Annotated in this window: 16 protein-coding genes; 7 read left to right on the top strand and 9 right to left on the bottom strand. The window is 76.7% G+C overall.

The window, feature by feature from the left end:
- Positions 1-14: 14 nt before the first annotated feature.
- The 3 genes from ACFVU3_RS07170 to ACFVU3_RS07180 all read right to left on the bottom strand — a co-directional run bounded on the left by ACFVU3_RS07170 (position 15) and on the right by ACFVU3_RS07180 (position 3,074).
- Positions 15-1,298, bottom strand: coding sequence for an HRDC domain-containing protein (locus tag ACFVU3_RS07170; RefSeq protein WP_390064437.1), 1,284 nt, complete (start codon positions 1,296-1,298; stop codon positions 15-17).
- Between the two features lie 81 nt (positions 1,299-1,379).
- On the bottom strand, positions 1,380-2,045 hold the full coding sequence (locus ACFVU3_RS07175; protein WP_015037008.1) for a response regulator transcription factor: 666 nt from the start codon (positions 2,043-2,045) through the stop codon (positions 1,380-1,382).
- 303 nt (positions 2,046-2,348) lie between these two features.
- Positions 2,349-3,074: a DUF3000 domain-containing protein gene (locus ACFVU3_RS07180; RefSeq protein WP_390064438.1), complete on the bottom strand. Its 726-nt coding sequence runs from the start codon at positions 3,072-3,074 to the stop codon at positions 2,349-2,351.
- Positions 3,075-3,164: 90 nt separating this feature from the next.
- On the opposite strand from ACFVU3_RS07180, the gene hemE reads away from it, so the two are divergent.
- Complete coding sequence (gene hemE, locus ACFVU3_RS07185; RefSeq protein WP_390064440.1) at positions 3,165-4,241, top strand: uroporphyrinogen decarboxylase; 1,077 nt, start codon at positions 3,165-3,167, stop codon at positions 4,239-4,241.
- Between the two features lie 79 nt (positions 4,242-4,320).
- On the opposite strand, the gene ACFVU3_RS07190 is transcribed toward hemE, so the two are convergent.
- Both ACFVU3_RS07190 and ACFVU3_RS07195 read right to left on the bottom strand, forming a co-directional pair.
- Positions 4,321-5,694, bottom strand: a complete 1,374-nt coding sequence (locus ACFVU3_RS07190; protein ID WP_390064442.1) for an FAD-dependent oxidoreductase — start codon at positions 5,692-5,694, stop codon at positions 4,321-4,323.
- 9 nt (positions 5,695-5,703) lie between these two features.
- Positions 5,704-6,795 (bottom strand): DUF4349 domain-containing protein, encoded by a 1,092-nt coding sequence (locus ACFVU3_RS07195; RefSeq protein ID WP_390064443.1) that lies wholly within the window; start codon positions 6,793-6,795, stop codon positions 5,704-5,706.
- Between the two features lie 138 nt (positions 6,796-6,933).
- Here ACFVU3_RS07195 and hemG point away from each other — a divergent pair, with 138 nt between their 5' ends.
- Together hemG and hemQ are read left to right on the top strand one after the other, a co-directional pair.
- Positions 6,934-8,418, top strand: coding sequence for a protoporphyrinogen oxidase (hemG, locus tag ACFVU3_RS07200; protein ID WP_390064445.1), 1,485 nt, complete (start codon positions 6,934-6,936; stop codon positions 8,416-8,418).
- Positions 8,419-8,435: 17 nt separating this feature from the next.
- On the top strand, positions 8,436-9,149 hold the full coding sequence (gene hemQ, locus ACFVU3_RS07205; RefSeq protein ID WP_390064447.1) for a hydrogen peroxide-dependent heme synthase: 714 nt from the start codon (positions 8,436-8,438) through the stop codon (positions 9,147-9,149).
- Positions 9,150-9,311: 162 nt separating this feature from the next.
- On the opposite strand, the gene ACFVU3_RS07210 is transcribed toward hemQ, so the two are convergent.
- The 4 genes from ACFVU3_RS07210 to ACFVU3_RS07225 all read right to left on the bottom strand — a co-directional run bounded on the left by ACFVU3_RS07210 (position 9,312) and on the right by ACFVU3_RS07225 (position 13,490).
- Positions 9,312-10,034, bottom strand: coding sequence for a TIGR04222 domain-containing membrane protein (locus ACFVU3_RS07210; RefSeq protein ID WP_390064448.1), 723 nt, complete (start codon positions 10,032-10,034; stop codon positions 9,312-9,314).
- A gap of 45 nt (positions 10,035-10,079) precedes the next feature.
- Positions 10,080-11,114 (bottom strand): TIGR04222 domain-containing membrane protein, encoded by a 1,035-nt coding sequence (locus tag ACFVU3_RS07215; RefSeq protein WP_390064450.1) that lies wholly within the window; start codon positions 11,112-11,114, stop codon positions 10,080-10,082.
- Positions 11,115-11,119: 5 nt separating this feature from the next.
- On the bottom strand, positions 11,120-12,655 hold the full coding sequence (locus tag ACFVU3_RS07220) for a DUF692 domain-containing protein (protein ID WP_390064452.1): 1,536 nt from the start codon (positions 12,653-12,655) through the stop codon (positions 11,120-11,122).
- Between the two features lie 121 nt (positions 12,656-12,776).
- Positions 12,777-13,490 carry a peptidyl-tRNA hydrolase gene (locus ACFVU3_RS07225; protein ID WP_390064453.1) on the bottom strand — a complete coding sequence of 238 codons (714 nt, stop codon included), beginning with the start codon at positions 13,488-13,490 and terminating at the stop codon, positions 12,777-12,779.
- A gap of 85 nt (positions 13,491-13,575) precedes the next feature.
- Between ACFVU3_RS07225 and ACFVU3_RS07230 the strand changes: the two genes are divergently transcribed.
- From ACFVU3_RS07230 to ACFVU3_RS07245, 4 genes are all read left to right on the top strand, one after another.
- A complete protein-coding gene (locus ACFVU3_RS07230; protein ID WP_390064455.1) occupies positions 13,576-14,475 on the top strand; it encodes an ATP-binding cassette domain-containing protein in 900 nt (299 codons plus the stop codon).
- On the top strand, positions 14,472-15,119 hold the full coding sequence (locus tag ACFVU3_RS07235) for an ABC transporter (RefSeq protein ID WP_390064457.1): 648 nt from the start codon (positions 14,472-14,474) through the stop codon (positions 15,117-15,119). The genes ACFVU3_RS07230 and ACFVU3_RS07235 overlap by 4 nt, the downstream gene beginning before the upstream one ends.
- Before the next feature lie 40 nt (positions 15,120-15,159).
- The gene (locus tag ACFVU3_RS07240) at positions 15,160-15,348 is read left to right on the top strand and encodes a hypothetical protein (protein ID WP_390064458.1); all 189 of its coding nucleotides are present in this window, start codon (positions 15,160-15,162) and stop codon (positions 15,346-15,348) included.
- Between the two features lie 76 nt (positions 15,349-15,424).
- Positions 15,425-16,126 (top strand): bleomycin resistance protein, encoded by a 702-nt coding sequence (locus tag ACFVU3_RS07245; RefSeq protein ID WP_390064460.1) that lies wholly within the window; start codon positions 15,425-15,427, stop codon positions 16,124-16,126.
- Positions 16,127-16,134 lie beyond the last annotated feature (8 nt).

The following is a 16,134-nucleotide window of genomic DNA, read 5'->3' on the forward strand; positions in this document are numbered from 1 at the left end:
GCTCGCGCGGCGGGTCACGCCGTCGCCGTCAGCGCCTTCACGAGCAGCGGGCTCACCAGGCCGACCTGCCAGGGGCGGGCGCCGTGGGCGGCCAGGGCGGCGGCGACGGCGTCCTGGTCCGCGGCGGCCGGGGGCTCCCAGCAGATGCGGCGGACGGTGTCCGGGGTGATCAGGTTCTCCTGCGGGAGGTGCAGCTCCTCGGCGAGGGCCGAGACGCCGGCCCGGGCGGCCGAGAGCCGGGCGGCGGCCGCCGGGTCCTTGTCCGCCCAGGCGCGCGGCGGGGGAGGACCGGCCACCTGGGCGCCCGGCTGGGGGAGCTCGTTCTCGGGGAGGGCGCGGGCCCGGTCCACGGCCGCCTGCCACTGCTCCAGCTGGCGCCGGCCCATGCGGTGGCCGAATCCGGGCAGGGCCGTGAGGGCGCCGACGTTCACCGGGACGGCGAGCGCCGCCTCGACGATCGCCGCGTCGCTCAGCACCTTGCCGGGGGAGACGTCGCGCCGCTGGGCGACCCGGTCGCGGGCCGTCCACAGCTCGCGTACGACCGCCATCTGGCGGCGGCGGCGGACCTTGTGCATGCCGGAGGTGCGGCGCCAGGGGTCCTTGCGCGGCGGGGCGGGCGGGGCGGCGGCGATGGAGTCGAACTCCTCGTGGGCCCACTCCAGCTTCCCCTGCCGGTCCAGCTCCTTCTCCAGTGCGTCGCGGAGGTCGACGAGGAGCTCGACGTCGAGGGCGGCGTAGCGCAGCCAGGGGTCGGGGAGCGGGCGGGTGGACCAGTCGACCGCCGAGTGGCCCTTCTCCAGGGCGTAGCCGAGGACGGACTCGACCATCGCGCCGAGGCCGACGCGGGGGAATCCGGCGAGCCGGCCCGCGAGCTCGGTGTCGAAGAGCGAGGAGGGGCGCATGCCTATGTCGCGGAGGCAGGGCAGGTCCTGGGTGGCCGCGTGGAGGATCCACTCGGTGCCGTCGAGGGCCTGTCCGAGGCCGGAGAGGTCGGGGCAGCCGACCGGGTCGATCAGCGCGGTGCCCGCGCCCTCGCGGCGGAGCTGGACGAGGTAGGCGCGCTGGCCGTAGCGGTAGCCGGAGGCGCGCTCGGCGTCGACGGCGACGGGTCCGCGTCCGGCGGCGAAGGCGGCGATCACATGGGTGAGGTCCTGCTCGCTCGCGACGACCGGCGGGATGCCCTCGCGGGGCTCCAGCAACGGGATCGGAAGCCCATTCGCAGGGACGTTCTCGTCCGGGGGGCCGCCCCCGGTGGTGCGCAGTGCGGTGTCTGCTGCGGTCTCTTGGGCGTCGGTCACCTGTCAAGGGTATCCGCCGACGGCAAGCGCCTGCCGACGGAACGTTCCGTCGGCAGGCGCCGCGTTTCCGTCACGCCGGTGTCAGTGGATGATCCCGGTCCGCAGGGCCACGGCGACCATGCCGGCCCGGTCGCCGGTGCCCAGCTTGCGGGCGATCCGGGCGAGGTGGCTCTTCACGGTGAGCGCCGAGAGCCCCATGGAGACGCCGATGGCCTTGTTGGACTGGCCCTCGGCGACCAGGCGGAGCACCTCGACCTCACGGCCGGAGAGCTCGCGGTAGCCGCCCGGGTGGCTCGGGGCACCCGGGGGGCGGCGGTGGCCGAGCCGCGCGGCCGCGGCGCCGATGGGCGCGGCGCCGGGGCGAGTCGGGTGGCCGATATTGGTCCGCGTGCCGGTGACGACGTAGCCCTTCACGCCGCCGGCGAGCGCGTTGCGCACCGCGCCGATGTCGTCGGCGGCCGAGAGGGCGAGGCCGTTGGGCCAGCCGGCGGCGCGGGTCTCGGACAGCAGGGTGAGGCCGCTGCCGTCGGGAAGGTGGACGTCGGCCACGCAGATGTCGCGCGGGTTGCCGACGCGGGGACGGGCCTCCGCGATGGACGACGCCTCGATCACGTCCCGTACGCCGAGCGCCCACAGGTGGCGGGTGACGGTGGAGCGGACGCGCGGGTCGGCCACGACGACCATGGCCGTCGGCTTGTTCGGGCGGTAGGCGACCAGGCTAGCGGGCTGCTCGAGCAGAACGGACACTCGGCCTCCTGGGGGGGAAGGTGCGGGACGGAGCCGGCTCGGGGAAGAAGCCGGGGGCGAACCCGTGCTCTGAAGGGGTCAATGACTCCTTCGGCAGCAGGGCCGCCCGCCTTTAGGGAAAGATCACGATTTAGTGAGTAACAATTCGGGCAATTCGGACGCGCGATCGATCATCCTACGAGCGGCCCCCGTTCCCTCACCCCCACGGGGGACCCCCGTACGAACGCGAGAAGGGGCCCCGGAGGGCCCCTCGCGCACACCTGTCCGACGGGACGGACGGCCGGGATCGGCGGCCGCCCGGACTCAGGCCCCCTGCGGCCCCCGTCGCTGGGGCAGCGAGACGACCCCCGCGCCCGACACCGTCCCCGCCGGGCCCGTCGCCCCCGTCGGGCCGTGCGCCCCCGGCGGCTCCGCGGCCGCCGGCGGCAGCCCCGCGATCTGGCACAGCAGGTCCGACCAGGCCGCCAGGTGCGCCGCCGTGTCCGGCGCCCCGCCGAGCCCCTCCCGGGGCGTCCAGGACGCCCGGATCTCGATCTGGGTGGCCGGCCGGCGGTCCGCCAGTCCCCCGAAGTAGTGCGAGCCCGCCATCGTCACGGTCCCGCTCGCCTCCCCGTACGCGAGCCCGCGCGCCTCCAGGGCTCCGGTCAGCCACGACCAGCACACCTCCGGCAGCAGCGGGTCCGCCGCCATCTCCGGCTCCAGCTCCGCCCGCACCAGCGTCACCAGCCGGAAGGTCCCCTTCCAGGCGTCGTGGCCCTCCGGGTCGTGCAGCAGCACCAGGCGCCCGTCCGCGAGGTCCTCCTCGCCGTCGACGACCGCCGCCTCCACCGCGTACGCGTACGGCGCGAGCCGCTGCGGCGGGCGGGTCGGCTCGACCTCCATCTCGGACCGCAGCCGTGCCGTCCGCAGGGCGTCCACCGCTCTCCGGAACGCCGCCGGCACCGGGGTCCCCGCCGTACTGTCCGCCTTGTCGCCCGTCCCTCGAATGCCGTCGGAATGATCGGAAAAATGTCCCTGAGCCGCAGCCATGCGGGGAAGAGTAGGCGGAACGGGGCCGCCATGCGGGGAGGGACACCCGCCCGGCACGAGCGGCTTCCGGCCACATGCGAAGATTTGGGCGTGAGTGCCATGGACAGCCCGACGGGCCAGCAGACGAAGCAGCAGTCGCGGACGTACGACTCCGCGTTCCTCAAGGCGTGCCGGCGCGAGCCCGTGCCCCACACCCCCGTCTGGTTCATGCGACAGGCCGGGCGGTCCCTCCCCGAGTACCTGAAGGTGCGCGAGGGCATCCCCATGCTGGAGTCCTGCATGCGGCCCGAGCTGGTCACCGAGATCACGCTCCAGCCCGTCCGCCGGCACAAGGTCGACGCCGCCATCTTCTTCAGCGACATCGTCGTCCCGCTCAAGGCCATCGGCGTCGACCTCGACATCAAGCCCGGCGTGGGCCCCGTCGTCGCCGAGCCGATCCGCACCCGCGCCGACCTCGACCGGCTGCGCGACCTCACCCCCGACGACGTCCGCTACGTCACCGAGGCCATCGGCATGCTCACCGAGGAGCTCGGCGACACCCCGCTGATCGGCTTCGCCGGCGCGCCCTTCACCCTCGCGAGCTACCTCGTCGAGGGCGGCCCGTCCCGCAACCACGAGCACACCAAGGCGCTCATGTACGGCGACCCGCAGCTCTGGGCCGACCTGCTCGACCGCCTCGCCGAGATCACCTCCGCCTTCCTGACGGTGCAGATCGAGGCCGGCGCCTCCGCGATCCAGCTCTTCGACTCCTGGGTCGGCGCCCTCGCCCCCGCCGACTACCGCCGCTCGATCCTGCCCGCCTCCGCCAAGGTCTTCGACGCGGTCGCCGGCCACGGCGTCCCGCGCATCCACTTCGGCGTCGGCACCGGCGAGCTCCTCGGCCTCATGGGCGAGGCCGGCGCGGACGTCGTCGGCGTCGACTGGCGCGTCCCGCTCGACGAGGCCGCCCGCCGCGTCGGCCCCGGGAAGGCGCTCCAGGGCAACCTCGACCCGGCCGTCCTCTTCGCCTCCACCGAGGTCGTGGAGGCCAAGGCCGACGAGGTCCTGGCCGCCGCGAAGGACCTGGAGGGCCACGTCTTCAACCTGGGCCACGGCGTCATGCCGTCGATGGACCCCGACGCCCTCACCCGCCTCGTCGCCCACGTCCACGAGCGCACCGCCGTCTGACGCCCCGCGACCGGCGGGGCGGACGGCGGGCCCGGCCCGCCGTCCGCACCGCCACCCCTCGCGGTCCGCGGCCGGACGGTCAGCCCGCCGCCCGCACCGCCGCCACCGCCTTCCGGGCCGCGACCAGCACCGGGTCCCACACCGGGGAGAACGGCGGCGCGTACCCCAGGTCCAGCGCCGTCATCCGCTCCACCGTCATCCGGGCCGTCAGCGCCACCGCCGCGACGTCCACCCGCTTCGCCGCGCCCTCCCGGCCCACGATCTGCACCCCGAGCAGCCGCCCGGTCCGCTTCTCGGCCAGCATCTTCACCGTCATCGGCGCCGCCCCCGGGTAGTACCCCGCCCGGCTCGTCGACTCCACCGTCACGGTCACGAACCGCAGCCCCACCGCCCGGGCGTCCTTCTCCCGCAGCCCGGTCCGGGCGATCTCCAGGTCGCAGACCTTCGACACCGCCGTCCCCACCACCCCGGGGAAGGTCGCGTAGTCGCCGCCCACGTTCGAGCCGATGACCTGCCCCTGCTTGTTGGCGTGGGTGCCCAGCGGCACGTGCCGCTCCCGGCCCGACACCAGGTCGAGGACCTCGACGCAGTCGCCGCCCGCCCACACGTTCTCCTGCCCCCGCACCCGCATCGCCAGGTCCGTGAGCAGCCCGCCGTGCGTCCCGAGCGGCAGCCCCGCCGCCTCCGCCAGCGAGGTCTCCGGCACCACGCCGGTCCCCAGGACCACCACGTCCGCCGGGTACTCGGCGTCGTCCGTCGCCACCGCCCGGACCCGGCCGTCGTCGCCGGTGAGGATCTTCCGCACCGCCGCCGAGCCGACCGTACGGATCCCCAGACCGTCCATCGCCGCGTGCACCAGCCGGCCCATGTCCGGGTCGAGCGTGGACATCGGCTGCTCGCCCCGGTTGAGGACCGTCACCTCGTACCCCCGGTTCAGCAGCGCCTCGGCCATCTCCACGCCGATGTACCCGGCGCCGACCACGACCGCCCGCCGCCCCGCCGTCCCGGCCAGCGAGTCGAGCAGCGCCTGCCCGTCCTCCAGGGTCTGCACCCCGTGCACCCCGGCCGCGTCGATCCCCGGCAGCGGCGGACGGGCCGGGCGCGCCCCGGTCGCGATCACCAGCTTGTCGAAACCCGTCCACGCCTCCGTACCGGCCGCCAGATCCCTGGCCAGAACCCTCTGCCCGGCGAGGTCGATCTCCGTCACCTCGGTCCGGGTCCGCAGCCCGATCCCGCGCGCCCGGTGCTCTTCGGGGGAGCGGGCGATCAGCTCGTCCCGCCCGGACACGTCCCCGCCCACCCAGTACGGGATCCCGCAGGCCGAGTACGAGGAGAAACGGCCCCGTTCGAAGGCCGTGATCTCCAGCTCCCCGGGCCCCTTGAGCCTGCGCGCCTGCGACGCGGCGGACATGCCCGCCGCGTCGCCGCCGATGACCACCAGTCGTTCGCTCATGCGCCCACGCTACGGGGCGGGGGTCTCCTCGTCCGGCTCCTCTCCGGGCAGCGGCAGCCCGGCCGCGTTCGCCCGCGTCCGCTGCGTCGGCACGGCGGCGGACACCGGCGCCGGCCCGGGCGCGGGCCGGGGCGCCGCGGCGGACGCGCGGGCCCGGCGGCGCGGGCGCAGGACCCACCGCCACACCGCGTACGCCGCCAGCGCCACCACCAGCCAGGGGGCGAGCGCCGCGAGCACCACGAGGGCCCACGCCGCCACCGCGACCAGGGCGTTCCACCCGCCGGAGAGCGCGTCGTCGACGGCCGGGCGGCCGTCGCCGGTCCGCTCGTCCTCGACGGTCGCCCGCCGCTTCTCCTGGAGGTTCAGTGTGATCGTCGCCAGCGAGGTCCGGTCCTTCAGCGACGCCTGCTGGGCCAGCAGCGCCTCCAGGTCCGCCTGCCGGCGGCTCAGCTCGCCCTCCAGCGTCACCACGTCGGCCAGCCGCTCCGCCCGGTCCATCAGCGCCCGTACGCGGGCCACGCTCGCCCGCTGGGTGGCGATCCGGCTCCCCACGTCCACCACCTGGTCGGTGACGTCCTGCGCCTCCGCCTTGCGGGCCAGCAGCTTCCCGGTCCCGGCCAGCGCGGAGAGGACCTGGTCGTACCGGTCCTGCGGCACCCGGAGCACCATCGTCGAGGAGGTGTACTCCCGCGGCGCCCGCCCGTCGTACCCCTCCTCCGCGCGCTCGGTCGTCTCCGACTCCACCCGGCCGCCCGCGCCCGTCACCACCGCCCGCACCCGGTCGGCGGTCTCCGTGACCCGGTCGACCTCCACCTGGAGCGAGGCCGTCCGGATCACGTGCTGCACGGCCGGCGGCTTCGACGCCCCCGGGTCCGTGCCGGCCGCGTCCGCCTTCGCGGCCTCCGGCCCCGAGCCGCCGGAGCCGCCGGTGGTCCCCTCCGGCTTCGCGGCCGCGCCGGCCGCCTCGTCCGCCGCCGCGGCCTTGGAGTCGGCGGCGCCGCTGTCCGCGCCGCCGCAGCCCGCCGTCAGCGCCAGCGAGACGGCCAGCAGCAGCGCCGCCCCCGCCCGTCTCCGTCCGCCCGTTCCGTCCGCGTTTCGCATCGTGCCCCCCCAGGGGTCGCAGGAAGTGACGTCCCTAGGACGTGCGGGGCCCGCCGCCGGTTTGCGCCGCGCGGTAGCGATGCGGTCACGTTCCGGCCTCGGAACGGGAGCGCGGGGGCGATTTGAGAGAGTGGTCCCATGAACGCGGACACCTCGGGACCCCAGGCCGGACCTCACGCCGGACCTCACGCCGTCGTCGTCGGCGGCGGCATCACCGGACTCGCCGCCGCCCGGCGGCTGCTCGCCGCCGGCGCGCGCGTCACCCTCGTGGAGGCCGGCGGCCGGCTCGGCGGCAAACTGCTCGCCGGCGAGATCGCCGGCGCCCCCGTGGATCTCGGCGCCGAGTCGCTGCTCGCCCGACGCCCCGAGGCCGTCGCCCTCGCCGAGGCCGTCGGCCTCGGCGACCGGCTCCAGACCCCCGGCACCACCACCGCCTCCGTCTGGTCGCGCGGCCGCCTCGTGCCGATGCCCAAGGGCCACGTCATGGGCGTCCCCGGCGACGCCGGAGCCGTCGCCGGCCTCCTCTCCGAGGAAGGGCTGCGCCGGATCGGCCGGGACTCGGAGCTGCCGCCCACCGAGGTCGGCGACGACACCGCCATCGGCGCCTACGTCGCCGAGCGCATGGGCCGCGAGGTCGTCGACCGGCTCGTCGAGCCCCTCCTCGGCGGCGTCTACGCCGGCGACGCGTACCGCATCTCGATGAAGGCATCCGTCCCCGCCCTCTTCGAGGCCGCCCGCCGCCACCCCACCCTCACCGGCGCCGTCCGCGCCGTCCAGGCGGCCGGCGCCGCCGTCCCCGCCGACGTGGCGGGAGCCGCCACCGGCCTCGGCGGAGCCGCCTTCGCCGGCCTCGCCGGCGGCATCGGCACCCTCCCCGGCGCCGTTGCCGACGCCGTCCGCGCCGCCGGCGGCACGGTCCTCACCGACACCCCCGCGACCGCGCTGCTCCGGGCCGGCACCGGCTGGCGGGTCGTGACCCCCGGGCGGACCCTCGACGCGGACGCCGTCGTCCTCGCCGCCCCCGCCCCCGTCGCCGCCCGTCTCCTCGGCGGCCACGCCCCGGACGCCGCCGCGCTCCTCGCCGAGATCGCCTACGCGTCCATGGCCCTGGTGACCCTCGCCTTCCGCCGCGCCGACCTGCCGGACCTGCCGGGCTCCGGCTTCCTCGTCCCGCCCGTCGACGGCCACACCATCAAGGCGTCCACCTTCTCCAGCCAGAAGTGGCGCTGGGTCGGCGAGGCGGCCCCCGAGCTCTTCGTGCTCCGCACCTCCGTCGGCCGGCACGGCGAGGAGACCTGGCTCCACCGCGACGACGAGGACCTGGTCGCCGCCTCCCTCAAGGACCTCGGCGCCGCCACCGGCCTCGCCGCCCGGCCCGTCGCGACCACCGTCACCCGCTGGGCCGGCGGCCTGCCCCAGTACCCCGTCGGCCATCTCGACCGTGTCGCCCGGGCCCGTACCGCCCTCGCCGGCCTGCCCGGACTGCGCCTCGCCGGGGCCGCGTACGACGGCGTCGGCATCCCCGCCTGCGTCGCCTCGGCGCACCGCGCGGCCGACGCCGTCGCGGACGAGATCATCGCCACGTCGGAAACGGGGCACCCCGGTGCGGGGCACTCCTCGTGACGGGCGAGAATAGGCGTATGAGTGCGCCCGAAAAGATCCCGAACGCCGGTAAGAAGGCGAAGGACCTCAACGAGGTCATCCGCTACACCCTGTGGTCCGTCTTCAAGCTGCGCGACGTCCTGCCCGCCGACCGAGCCGGTTACGCCAACGAGGTCCAGGAGCTCTTCGACAAGCTGGCGGCGGAGGACGTCACCGTCCGCGGCACGTACGACCTCTCCGGTCTGCGCGCCGACGCCGACGTCATGATCTGGTGGCACGCCGAGACGAGCGACGAGCTCCAGACGGCGTACAACCTCTTCCGCCGTACGCGGCTGGGCCGCGCGCTGGAGCCGGTCTGGTCGAACATGGCGCTGCACCGCCCGGCCGAGTTCAACAAGTCGCACATCCCGGCCTTCCTGGCCGACGAGACCCCGCGCGACTACGTCTCGGTCTACCCCTTCGTCCGCTCCTACGACTGGTACCTGCTGCCGGACGAGGACCGCCGCCGGATGCTCGCCGACCACGGCAAGATGGCCCGCGGCTACCCGGACGTCCGGGCCAACACGGTCGCCTCCTTCTCGCTCGGCGACTACGAGTGGCTCCTCGCCTTCGAGGCCGACGAGCTGCACCGCATCGTCGACCTCATGCGCCACCTGCGCGGCTCCGAGGCCCGGATGCACGTCCGCGAGGAGGTCCCCTTCTACACCGGCCGCCGCAAGAGCGTCGCGGACCTGGTGGCGGGCCTGGCCTGACGGCCCCACGACCTGGCGACGCCCCGGCAGCCCGCCGGGGCGTCCGCCCCTCGACCCGGAAGATCAGACGGCGGCCACGCCATGGCCCGCCGCTCCAGCGACACCGGGTCCGGCACCGGGTGCGGCGCGCGCGAGCGCGCCGCACCGGCGTCCCCTTCCCCTTCACCCCGGCGGGCTTCCCAGGGCCGCCCGCAGCTCCGGTTCCAGGACCGAGGGCCCCCGGGTGGCGAGCGCGGTGAGCGGATCCTCCGCCGACAGCCCCGCGAGCAGCCGCCGGCCGGCGTGCGAGGCCCACCGGCTGTGCGGAAACAGGTCCAGCGCCAGACAGAGCCCCGAGGCCGTCAGCGGCAGCGCGAACCCGGCGACCACCTGGGCCCGGTCCCCCTCCGGCACCAGCGGCACCGCGACCGCCCCCAGCGCCAGCGCCAGCAGGAACGCCCCCCGCACCGCCCGCAGCCCGGCCGCGACCTCCCGCCGGCCCGCCCCCGGCACCGCGAGCCCCCGCTCCACCAGACCCTCCTCGATCCGCCGTACGCACGCGGCGGCGGCGACCACCGGACGCAGCCGGGGCACCGGCGCCTGCCCGTCCGGCCCGATCGCGCCGAGCACCGCCCGCTCCAGCTCGTCCCCGCCGCCGGAGCCGTCGACGACGGTGGCCCAGCCGCTGCGCGCGAGCAGCAGCCGCCGGGCCCGGTGCATCGACACCAGCGTCAGATCGATGACCCGCCCCGGACCGCCGGCGAGGAACGCGGCCTCGCCCAGGGTGAGTCCGCCCTCCCCCGCCGCCCCGTCGCCCTCGCCGGCGGCGATCGCGGCCCGGCACAGCCGGGCGCAGGCGACGGCGGTCACGGCGCACGCGAGGAGGAGGAGCGGGAACCAGAGCATGATCGAGTTGTACGACAGGACCGGCGGCCCCGCCACCCGAACGGCTCAGCCGCTCGACCCCCCGCAGGACGAGGACGACGACGAGCCGCAGGACGACGACGAGCCGCAGGACGACGACGAGGAGCCGCACGAGGACGACGACGAGCCGCAGGACGAGGACGACGAGCAGGACGAGCCGCCCGACCCGCAGCTCGCACCCGACCCCGAACCGGAGTCCGGGCCCCAGCCGTCGCCGTCCGTCGCCGCGCCCGCGCACCACACCACCACGGCCGCGGCGGCGGTCGTGTCGGAGGAGTGGCGCGAGGACGGCGAGGGGGTACGGACCCGCCCCGAGAGCGCGGGACCCTGGAGCCGGGCCGCGTTCCGCAGCCGCTCCCAGAGCTCCCGGTCGGACAGCGCGCGGATCCCGTGGAGCGCCACCGTGTCGACGGTGCTCCCCCCGTGCCCGCGCTCACGCCGGTACGCGGTCAGCGCGGCCAGCCCCGCCGGGCTCACCCGGCGCGCGGACATGGTCCCGCAGACGACCGCCGTGGCGAAGCAGACGAAGAACAGCGGCAGCACCTTCACGAAGAACGGCACGACGGACCCGGTCGGCGAGGAGAACTGGACGACGGTCGCCACCAGGGCCACCGGCATCATCAGGAACGCCGCCAGGGCCACGCCGACGCACCAGCGCCGCACCGTCCGGCGCCGGGCCGGGAGGACCACCAGGCCGCGCGCGGCGAGCCCGTCGCCGATCTCCTGCACCGCCGGGTGCGTCATCACCCCGAGCCGCAGGTGGTGGAGGGCGCCGTGCGGGGCGGCGGCGTGGGTGTCGAGCACCGCCCGTTCGACCGGGTCGTGGACGACCTGGCGGAGGACGGCGACCACACCGGGCCCGCCGATCGCCAGCCGCCCGTCCACGTGCATGGCGGCGAGGGCGGCGTCGGCGACCCGGCCGGGACCGCCGCCGAGGAAGGCGGCCTCGTACACGTCCTGGAGCGGACCGCCCGGGCGGCCGCGGCCGCGGCGGGCGAGCACGACGAGCCGGACGACGGCGGCGGTGCCGGCGGCGTAGAAGAGAACGAGCAGGAGGTCCATGCCGGTCACCGCCCCAGGAAGACGTGTCGTGCGGCCCGCGCGACGCGGCCCGCGATGCCGGGCGGACGGCTGTCCGACCGGTCCTGCCACCAGCGGGTCAGCTCCCGCCGCTCGGGCCGCCCGTCCAGCAGCAGCCCCTCGACGAAGTCGAGGGCGTCCCGCCGGTAGCTCCCCGGCATGGGCCGGCGCCGCGCGTACGCCAGGAACGCGGGCCGGAAGTCCTCGCCGAGGATCTTCGGCAGCTCGGGCGCGATCCGCGCCACGACCGAGGCCCGCTTGCCGGCGAGCGCCCGGCTCTGCACCCCGATCCGCCGCACGTCGAACCCCTCCGGCACCGGCGTCCCCGCGACCAGCGCCGACAGCAGCGCCGCCTGCCCGACCCCGAGCCGCTGCCGCACGGTGTCGTGGACGGCGGGGGCCGCGGGTGCGGCGGAGCCGGGCTCGGTGCCGGGCCGTGCCAGGACGGCCACCGGACCGCCGGACGGGGGCGTCCCGTGTCCGGCCGCCGCGTGGGCCCGTCCGGGCTCCGGGGCGGCCGGGGCCGGGGACGGCTCCGGGGCGGGGGCCGGCCGGGCGGCCGGCATCGGGCCGCCCGAGACGCGGGCGCCGGCGCCGATGTGGAGCGGGTCGCCGCCGGCGAGGGCGCGGCCGGCCCGGAGGGCGGCGGCCCCGACGCCGTGGCGCGCGGCGGCCGGAGCCGGAAGCGCGGGACGCCGCCGGGCGGCCGTCGTCACCGTCGTGCGGATGGCGGCCAGTTCACCCGCGAGCTCCGTCGCCGCCGGGAAGCGGTCGTCCCGCTCCAGCAGGACCCCCGGCGGAGCGACCCGGCCGGCGAGGTCGGCCAGGATGTCCAGGACCGGGGCCGGGACCGGGTGGGCGTGGGTGTCGTGCCAGACACCGTCGCGCTCGACCCCGCCCGCCACGTGCACGTAGGCGATGGCCTCCACCGGCAGCTCCGCGAGGGCCTTCGCCGGGTCCTCGCCCCGGTTGCGGTGGTTGGTGTGCAGGTTGGCGACGTCGATGAGGAGCCGTACCCCCGTACGCTCCACCAGCTCCGCCAGGAACCGTCCCTCCGACAGCTCCTCGCCCGGCCAGGAGAACAGGGCGGCGATGTTCTCCAGCGCCAGCGGCACCGGCAGCGCCTCCTGCGCGATGCGCACGTTCTCGCAGAGCACGTCCAGGGCGTCCCGGGTGCGCGGGACCGGCAGCAGGTGCCCGGCCTCCAGTCGCGGGGTCGCCGTCAGCGGCCCGCCGGCCCGGACGAACGCGATGTGCTCGGTGACGAGCGGCGCCCCCAGCGCCTCCGCCTTCGCCGCGAGCGCGGCCAGCCGCTCCGGGTCCGGCCGGTCCGCGCCGCCGAGCCCCAGCGACACCCCGTGCGGCACGACCGTGACGCCGCGCGCCCGCAGCCGGGCCAGCGAGTCGGGCAGGTGGCCGGCGCACACGTTCTCCGCGACGACCTCCACCCAGTCGACGGCAAGCTCCTCGACCGCGTCCGCGATCTCGGGACGCCAGCCGATGCCGATGCCGAGTTCCGTCATGTCCCCCTCCTTCGGTCCTCAGTCATCCACGTGATGACCCCGGCGATGCCGGTCGAACCCCTGAAGGAGGAGGTTCAGAGCTTCATTTGAGGTTCCCGGCCGCCGGGTGCCGTCCCGCCCGTCAGGCGGGGCTCCCCAGCGCCCCCGGCACCTCCAGCACGCCGGGGAACGCCGACACCACCGTCGCGCTGCCCGGGGCGATCTCCGTGAAGCCCGCGTCCCGGACGACCGGGAGGCCGCTCGCGGCCAGAGCGGGCCACCCGGCCTCCGGGGCCGTGCGGACGGCGAGCGGGAAACCGGCCTCCCGCCAGGCCGCGCGGGCCGCCCCGTCCAGCGCCCACCACAGCAGCTGGGCGCCGTGCCCGGCCTGCGCCATCGCCTTGCCGGCCGACATGGCGAGCCCGGGGTTCATCCAGAGCACCGCGCCGCCCTCCGGGGCGGGACCGGGCTCCGCCGGGTCGTCGAGGTCGGTGCCCGAGACCTGGAGCTTGGCCAGCTCCTTGGGCCAGCCGTCGAGGGGCACCGGCGGGAAGACCCGCACCTCCGCCTCCGCGCCGGTCACGGTGATGCCCGGCAGGCCCTCGGCGCGCCGCCACTCGGCGCCGCGCGCCCGCCGGACGACCTTGCGGATGCGGGCGTCCTCCCAGTCGGCGACCCTGCGGGCCCACTCGCCCTCGCCGAGCGCGCGCTCGTCGGTCAGGAGCCGGAGCACGGCCCGGGCCGCGGTCTCCAGGGCGTCGGTACGGGCCGGGGGCGCGTCCCGCTCGATGCGCACCACCAGGGGCAGGACGTACTGCGGCTTCTCGTCGCGGGGATCGGTGTCGTTGCTGCTCACCCGGCAAGTCTGCCACCGCCGCCGGACACCGCCGCGGACGGCCGGATCTTGTGGCCGGGGCGGTGGCCGGGCGAGGATCGGCGGCATGACGACGTCGGTGCGGGGACGGGAGCCGGTGCGGCTCGCGGGGGTCGGACGCCGGTACGGGCCGCGCGGACCGTGGGTGCTGCGCGACGTCGACCTGGAACTGCCCGCCGGCCGGCTGGTGCGGGCCACCGGACCCAACGGCACCGGCAAGTCGACGCTGCTGCGGCTGGTCGCCGGGGTCGACGCCCCCGCCGAGGGCCGGATCACCGGCCGCCCGGCCCGCACCGCGTACGTCCCCGAGCGCTTCCCGCCCGCCCTGCCGTTCACGGCCCTCGCCTACCTGGTCCACCTCGGCCGCCTCCAGGGCCTCGGCACCGGCGAGGCCCGGGCCCGGGCGGGGGAGTGGCTGGAGCGCTTCGGGGCGGGCGCGTACGCCGGAACCGCCCTCGCCGGTCTCTCCAAGGGCAGCGCGCAGAAGGTGGCCGTCGCGCAGGCGCTGCTCGCCGCACCCGACCTCCTCGTCCTGGACGAGGCGTGGACGGGTCTCGACGCCGAGGCCCGCGCGGAGCTCGACCGGGCGGTACGGGAGCGGCTCGCCGCCGGCGCCACGGTCCTCTTCGTCGACCACGACCCCCACCGCCTCGCGGACGAGCCCGCCACGGTCCTGCACGTCGAGGCCGGCCGGATCAGCACGGAGCCGTACGGGCCGAGCGCGGTGCCCGGCCCCGCCTCCGTCCGGATCGTCGCCTCCGGGAGCGGGCCGCTCCCCGCCGGCCTGCCCGGCGGGGCCGCAGGGGTGCCGCTCGCGGCCGGCGAGGGCGTGCTGTTCCGGGTCGGCGCCGCGCACTCCGACGACCTGCTCCGGGCGCTGCTCGGCGCCGCCTGGCACGTCCACCGGGTCGAGGCCGGCACGGTGGACGCCGCCCGTCGGGCCGGCACGGAGGGGGAGCGGGCGTGACGGCGCTGCTGCGGTATCACTCCGCGTTGTTCCTGCGGTCCCAGCGGTGGACGGCGCCCCTGCTGCTGTACGCGGCGCTGGTCGCCGTCGGGGTGCGGCCGGGGGATCCGGTGCTCGGGTCGCTGGGCATCGCGGCGGCCGGCCTGGTGCCGGTCTCCGCGTGGGCGGTGCGGATCTGCCTGACGCAGGAGCCGGCCGCCGCCCGGGCCGTGACCGCCGCGGCCGGCGGCCCGGCCCGGGCTCATCTGGCCGCGCTGCTCACCGGCGCCGGCTGGCCCGTGTTCGCCGGCGCGGTCGCGGCCGGCGCGGTGACGGCCACGGGCGACCTCGCCGGGACGGGCGGCGGCCCGGCCGCCCTGGCCGCCGGGCTCCTGGCCACCACCGCCTGCGCGCTGACGGGCGGTGCGGTCGGCGCGCTCGTCTCCCGGCCGTTCGTGAAGGCGCCGGGCTGGTCGGTGTCCGCGCTGCTGCTGGGCTCGCTGTCGGCCCTGGTGACCACCGGCTCGCCCGCGAAGCACGCGGTCACCGCCCTGGTGGCCGCCGAGGGCGCGGCACGCCCGCCCTGGGCGGCCTGCGCCGCCGCCGTCGTCCTCGCCGCCGCGGCGGCGACCGCGGCCTGCCGGGCCGGCGCCCGCCTGGAATGAGGCCGGGGGCCGGGCCCGGTACCGGAGTAGCCTCGGTGACATGACCACGGAATCCGGCGCCGTCTGCGCCCCCGAGCCCGCGCCCCGGCCGCCGAAGGCGACGGAGGGGCCGTACGCGCGCTGCGTGCTGTGCCTGGAGCCGACCGAGTACGCGGAGTCGGCCAAGGGCGTCGTGCTGTGCCCGGTCTGCGAGTGGCAGGAGGCCCAGCGGAACGCCTGCTCCGGCTGAGGCGGTCCGCGGCGCACGGAGCGGTGACTCCGGCGGGCCCCTGACGGAGTAGTCAAATTTGAGTAGTCTGAGGGGCATGGCCGAACGAACCATCCCGATCCTGCCCTGCCCGACCCTCCAGCCCGTCCTGGACTTCTACACGGCGCTCGGATTCGAGGTCACCTTCCAGCAGAAGAGCCCCAACCCGTACGCCGCCGTCGCACGCGGCTCCCTGGAGCTCCAGTTCTTCGGGGTGAAGCACCACGACCCGACCACCTCGATGAGCACCTGCTACGTCGTCACCGACGACGTCGACGGGCTGTACGCGGCCTTCCGCGCCGGACTCAAGGGGGCGTACGGGCGGATCCCGACCCGGGGACTGCCCCGCCTCGGGGCGCTGCGGGACACGACGTACGGGATGCGGCAGTTCCTCCTGACCGACCCCGGCGGCAACTGCGTCCGCGTCGGACAGCGGATCCGGGAGGACCTCCGCCACGACCCCGCCCCCGCCGGGACCTTCGCCCGCGCCCTGCACCACGCCGCGCTCCTCGCCGACTCGAAGGAGGACCTCGCCGGCGCCGCGCGGGTGATCGACCGGGCGCTCCGCCCGCAGGACGAGCGGCCCTCCCCGGTCGAGCGGCTGCGCCTCCTGGTGCTGTGCGCGGACGTCGCGCGCCGGCTCGGCGACGAGGACACGGCCGCGACGGCGCTCGCCGAGGCCGCCGCCGTCCCCCTCACCCCCGAGGAGCGCGCGAACGCCCGCGACGACCTCGGGAGACTGGAGGAACTGCGCGGCTGAACCGCCGC

The sequence above is a fragment of the Streptomyces sp. NPDC058052 genome, assembly GCF_042885515.1.
Classification (GTDB): Bacteria; Actinomycetota; Actinomycetes; order Streptomycetales; family Streptomycetaceae; genus Streptomyces.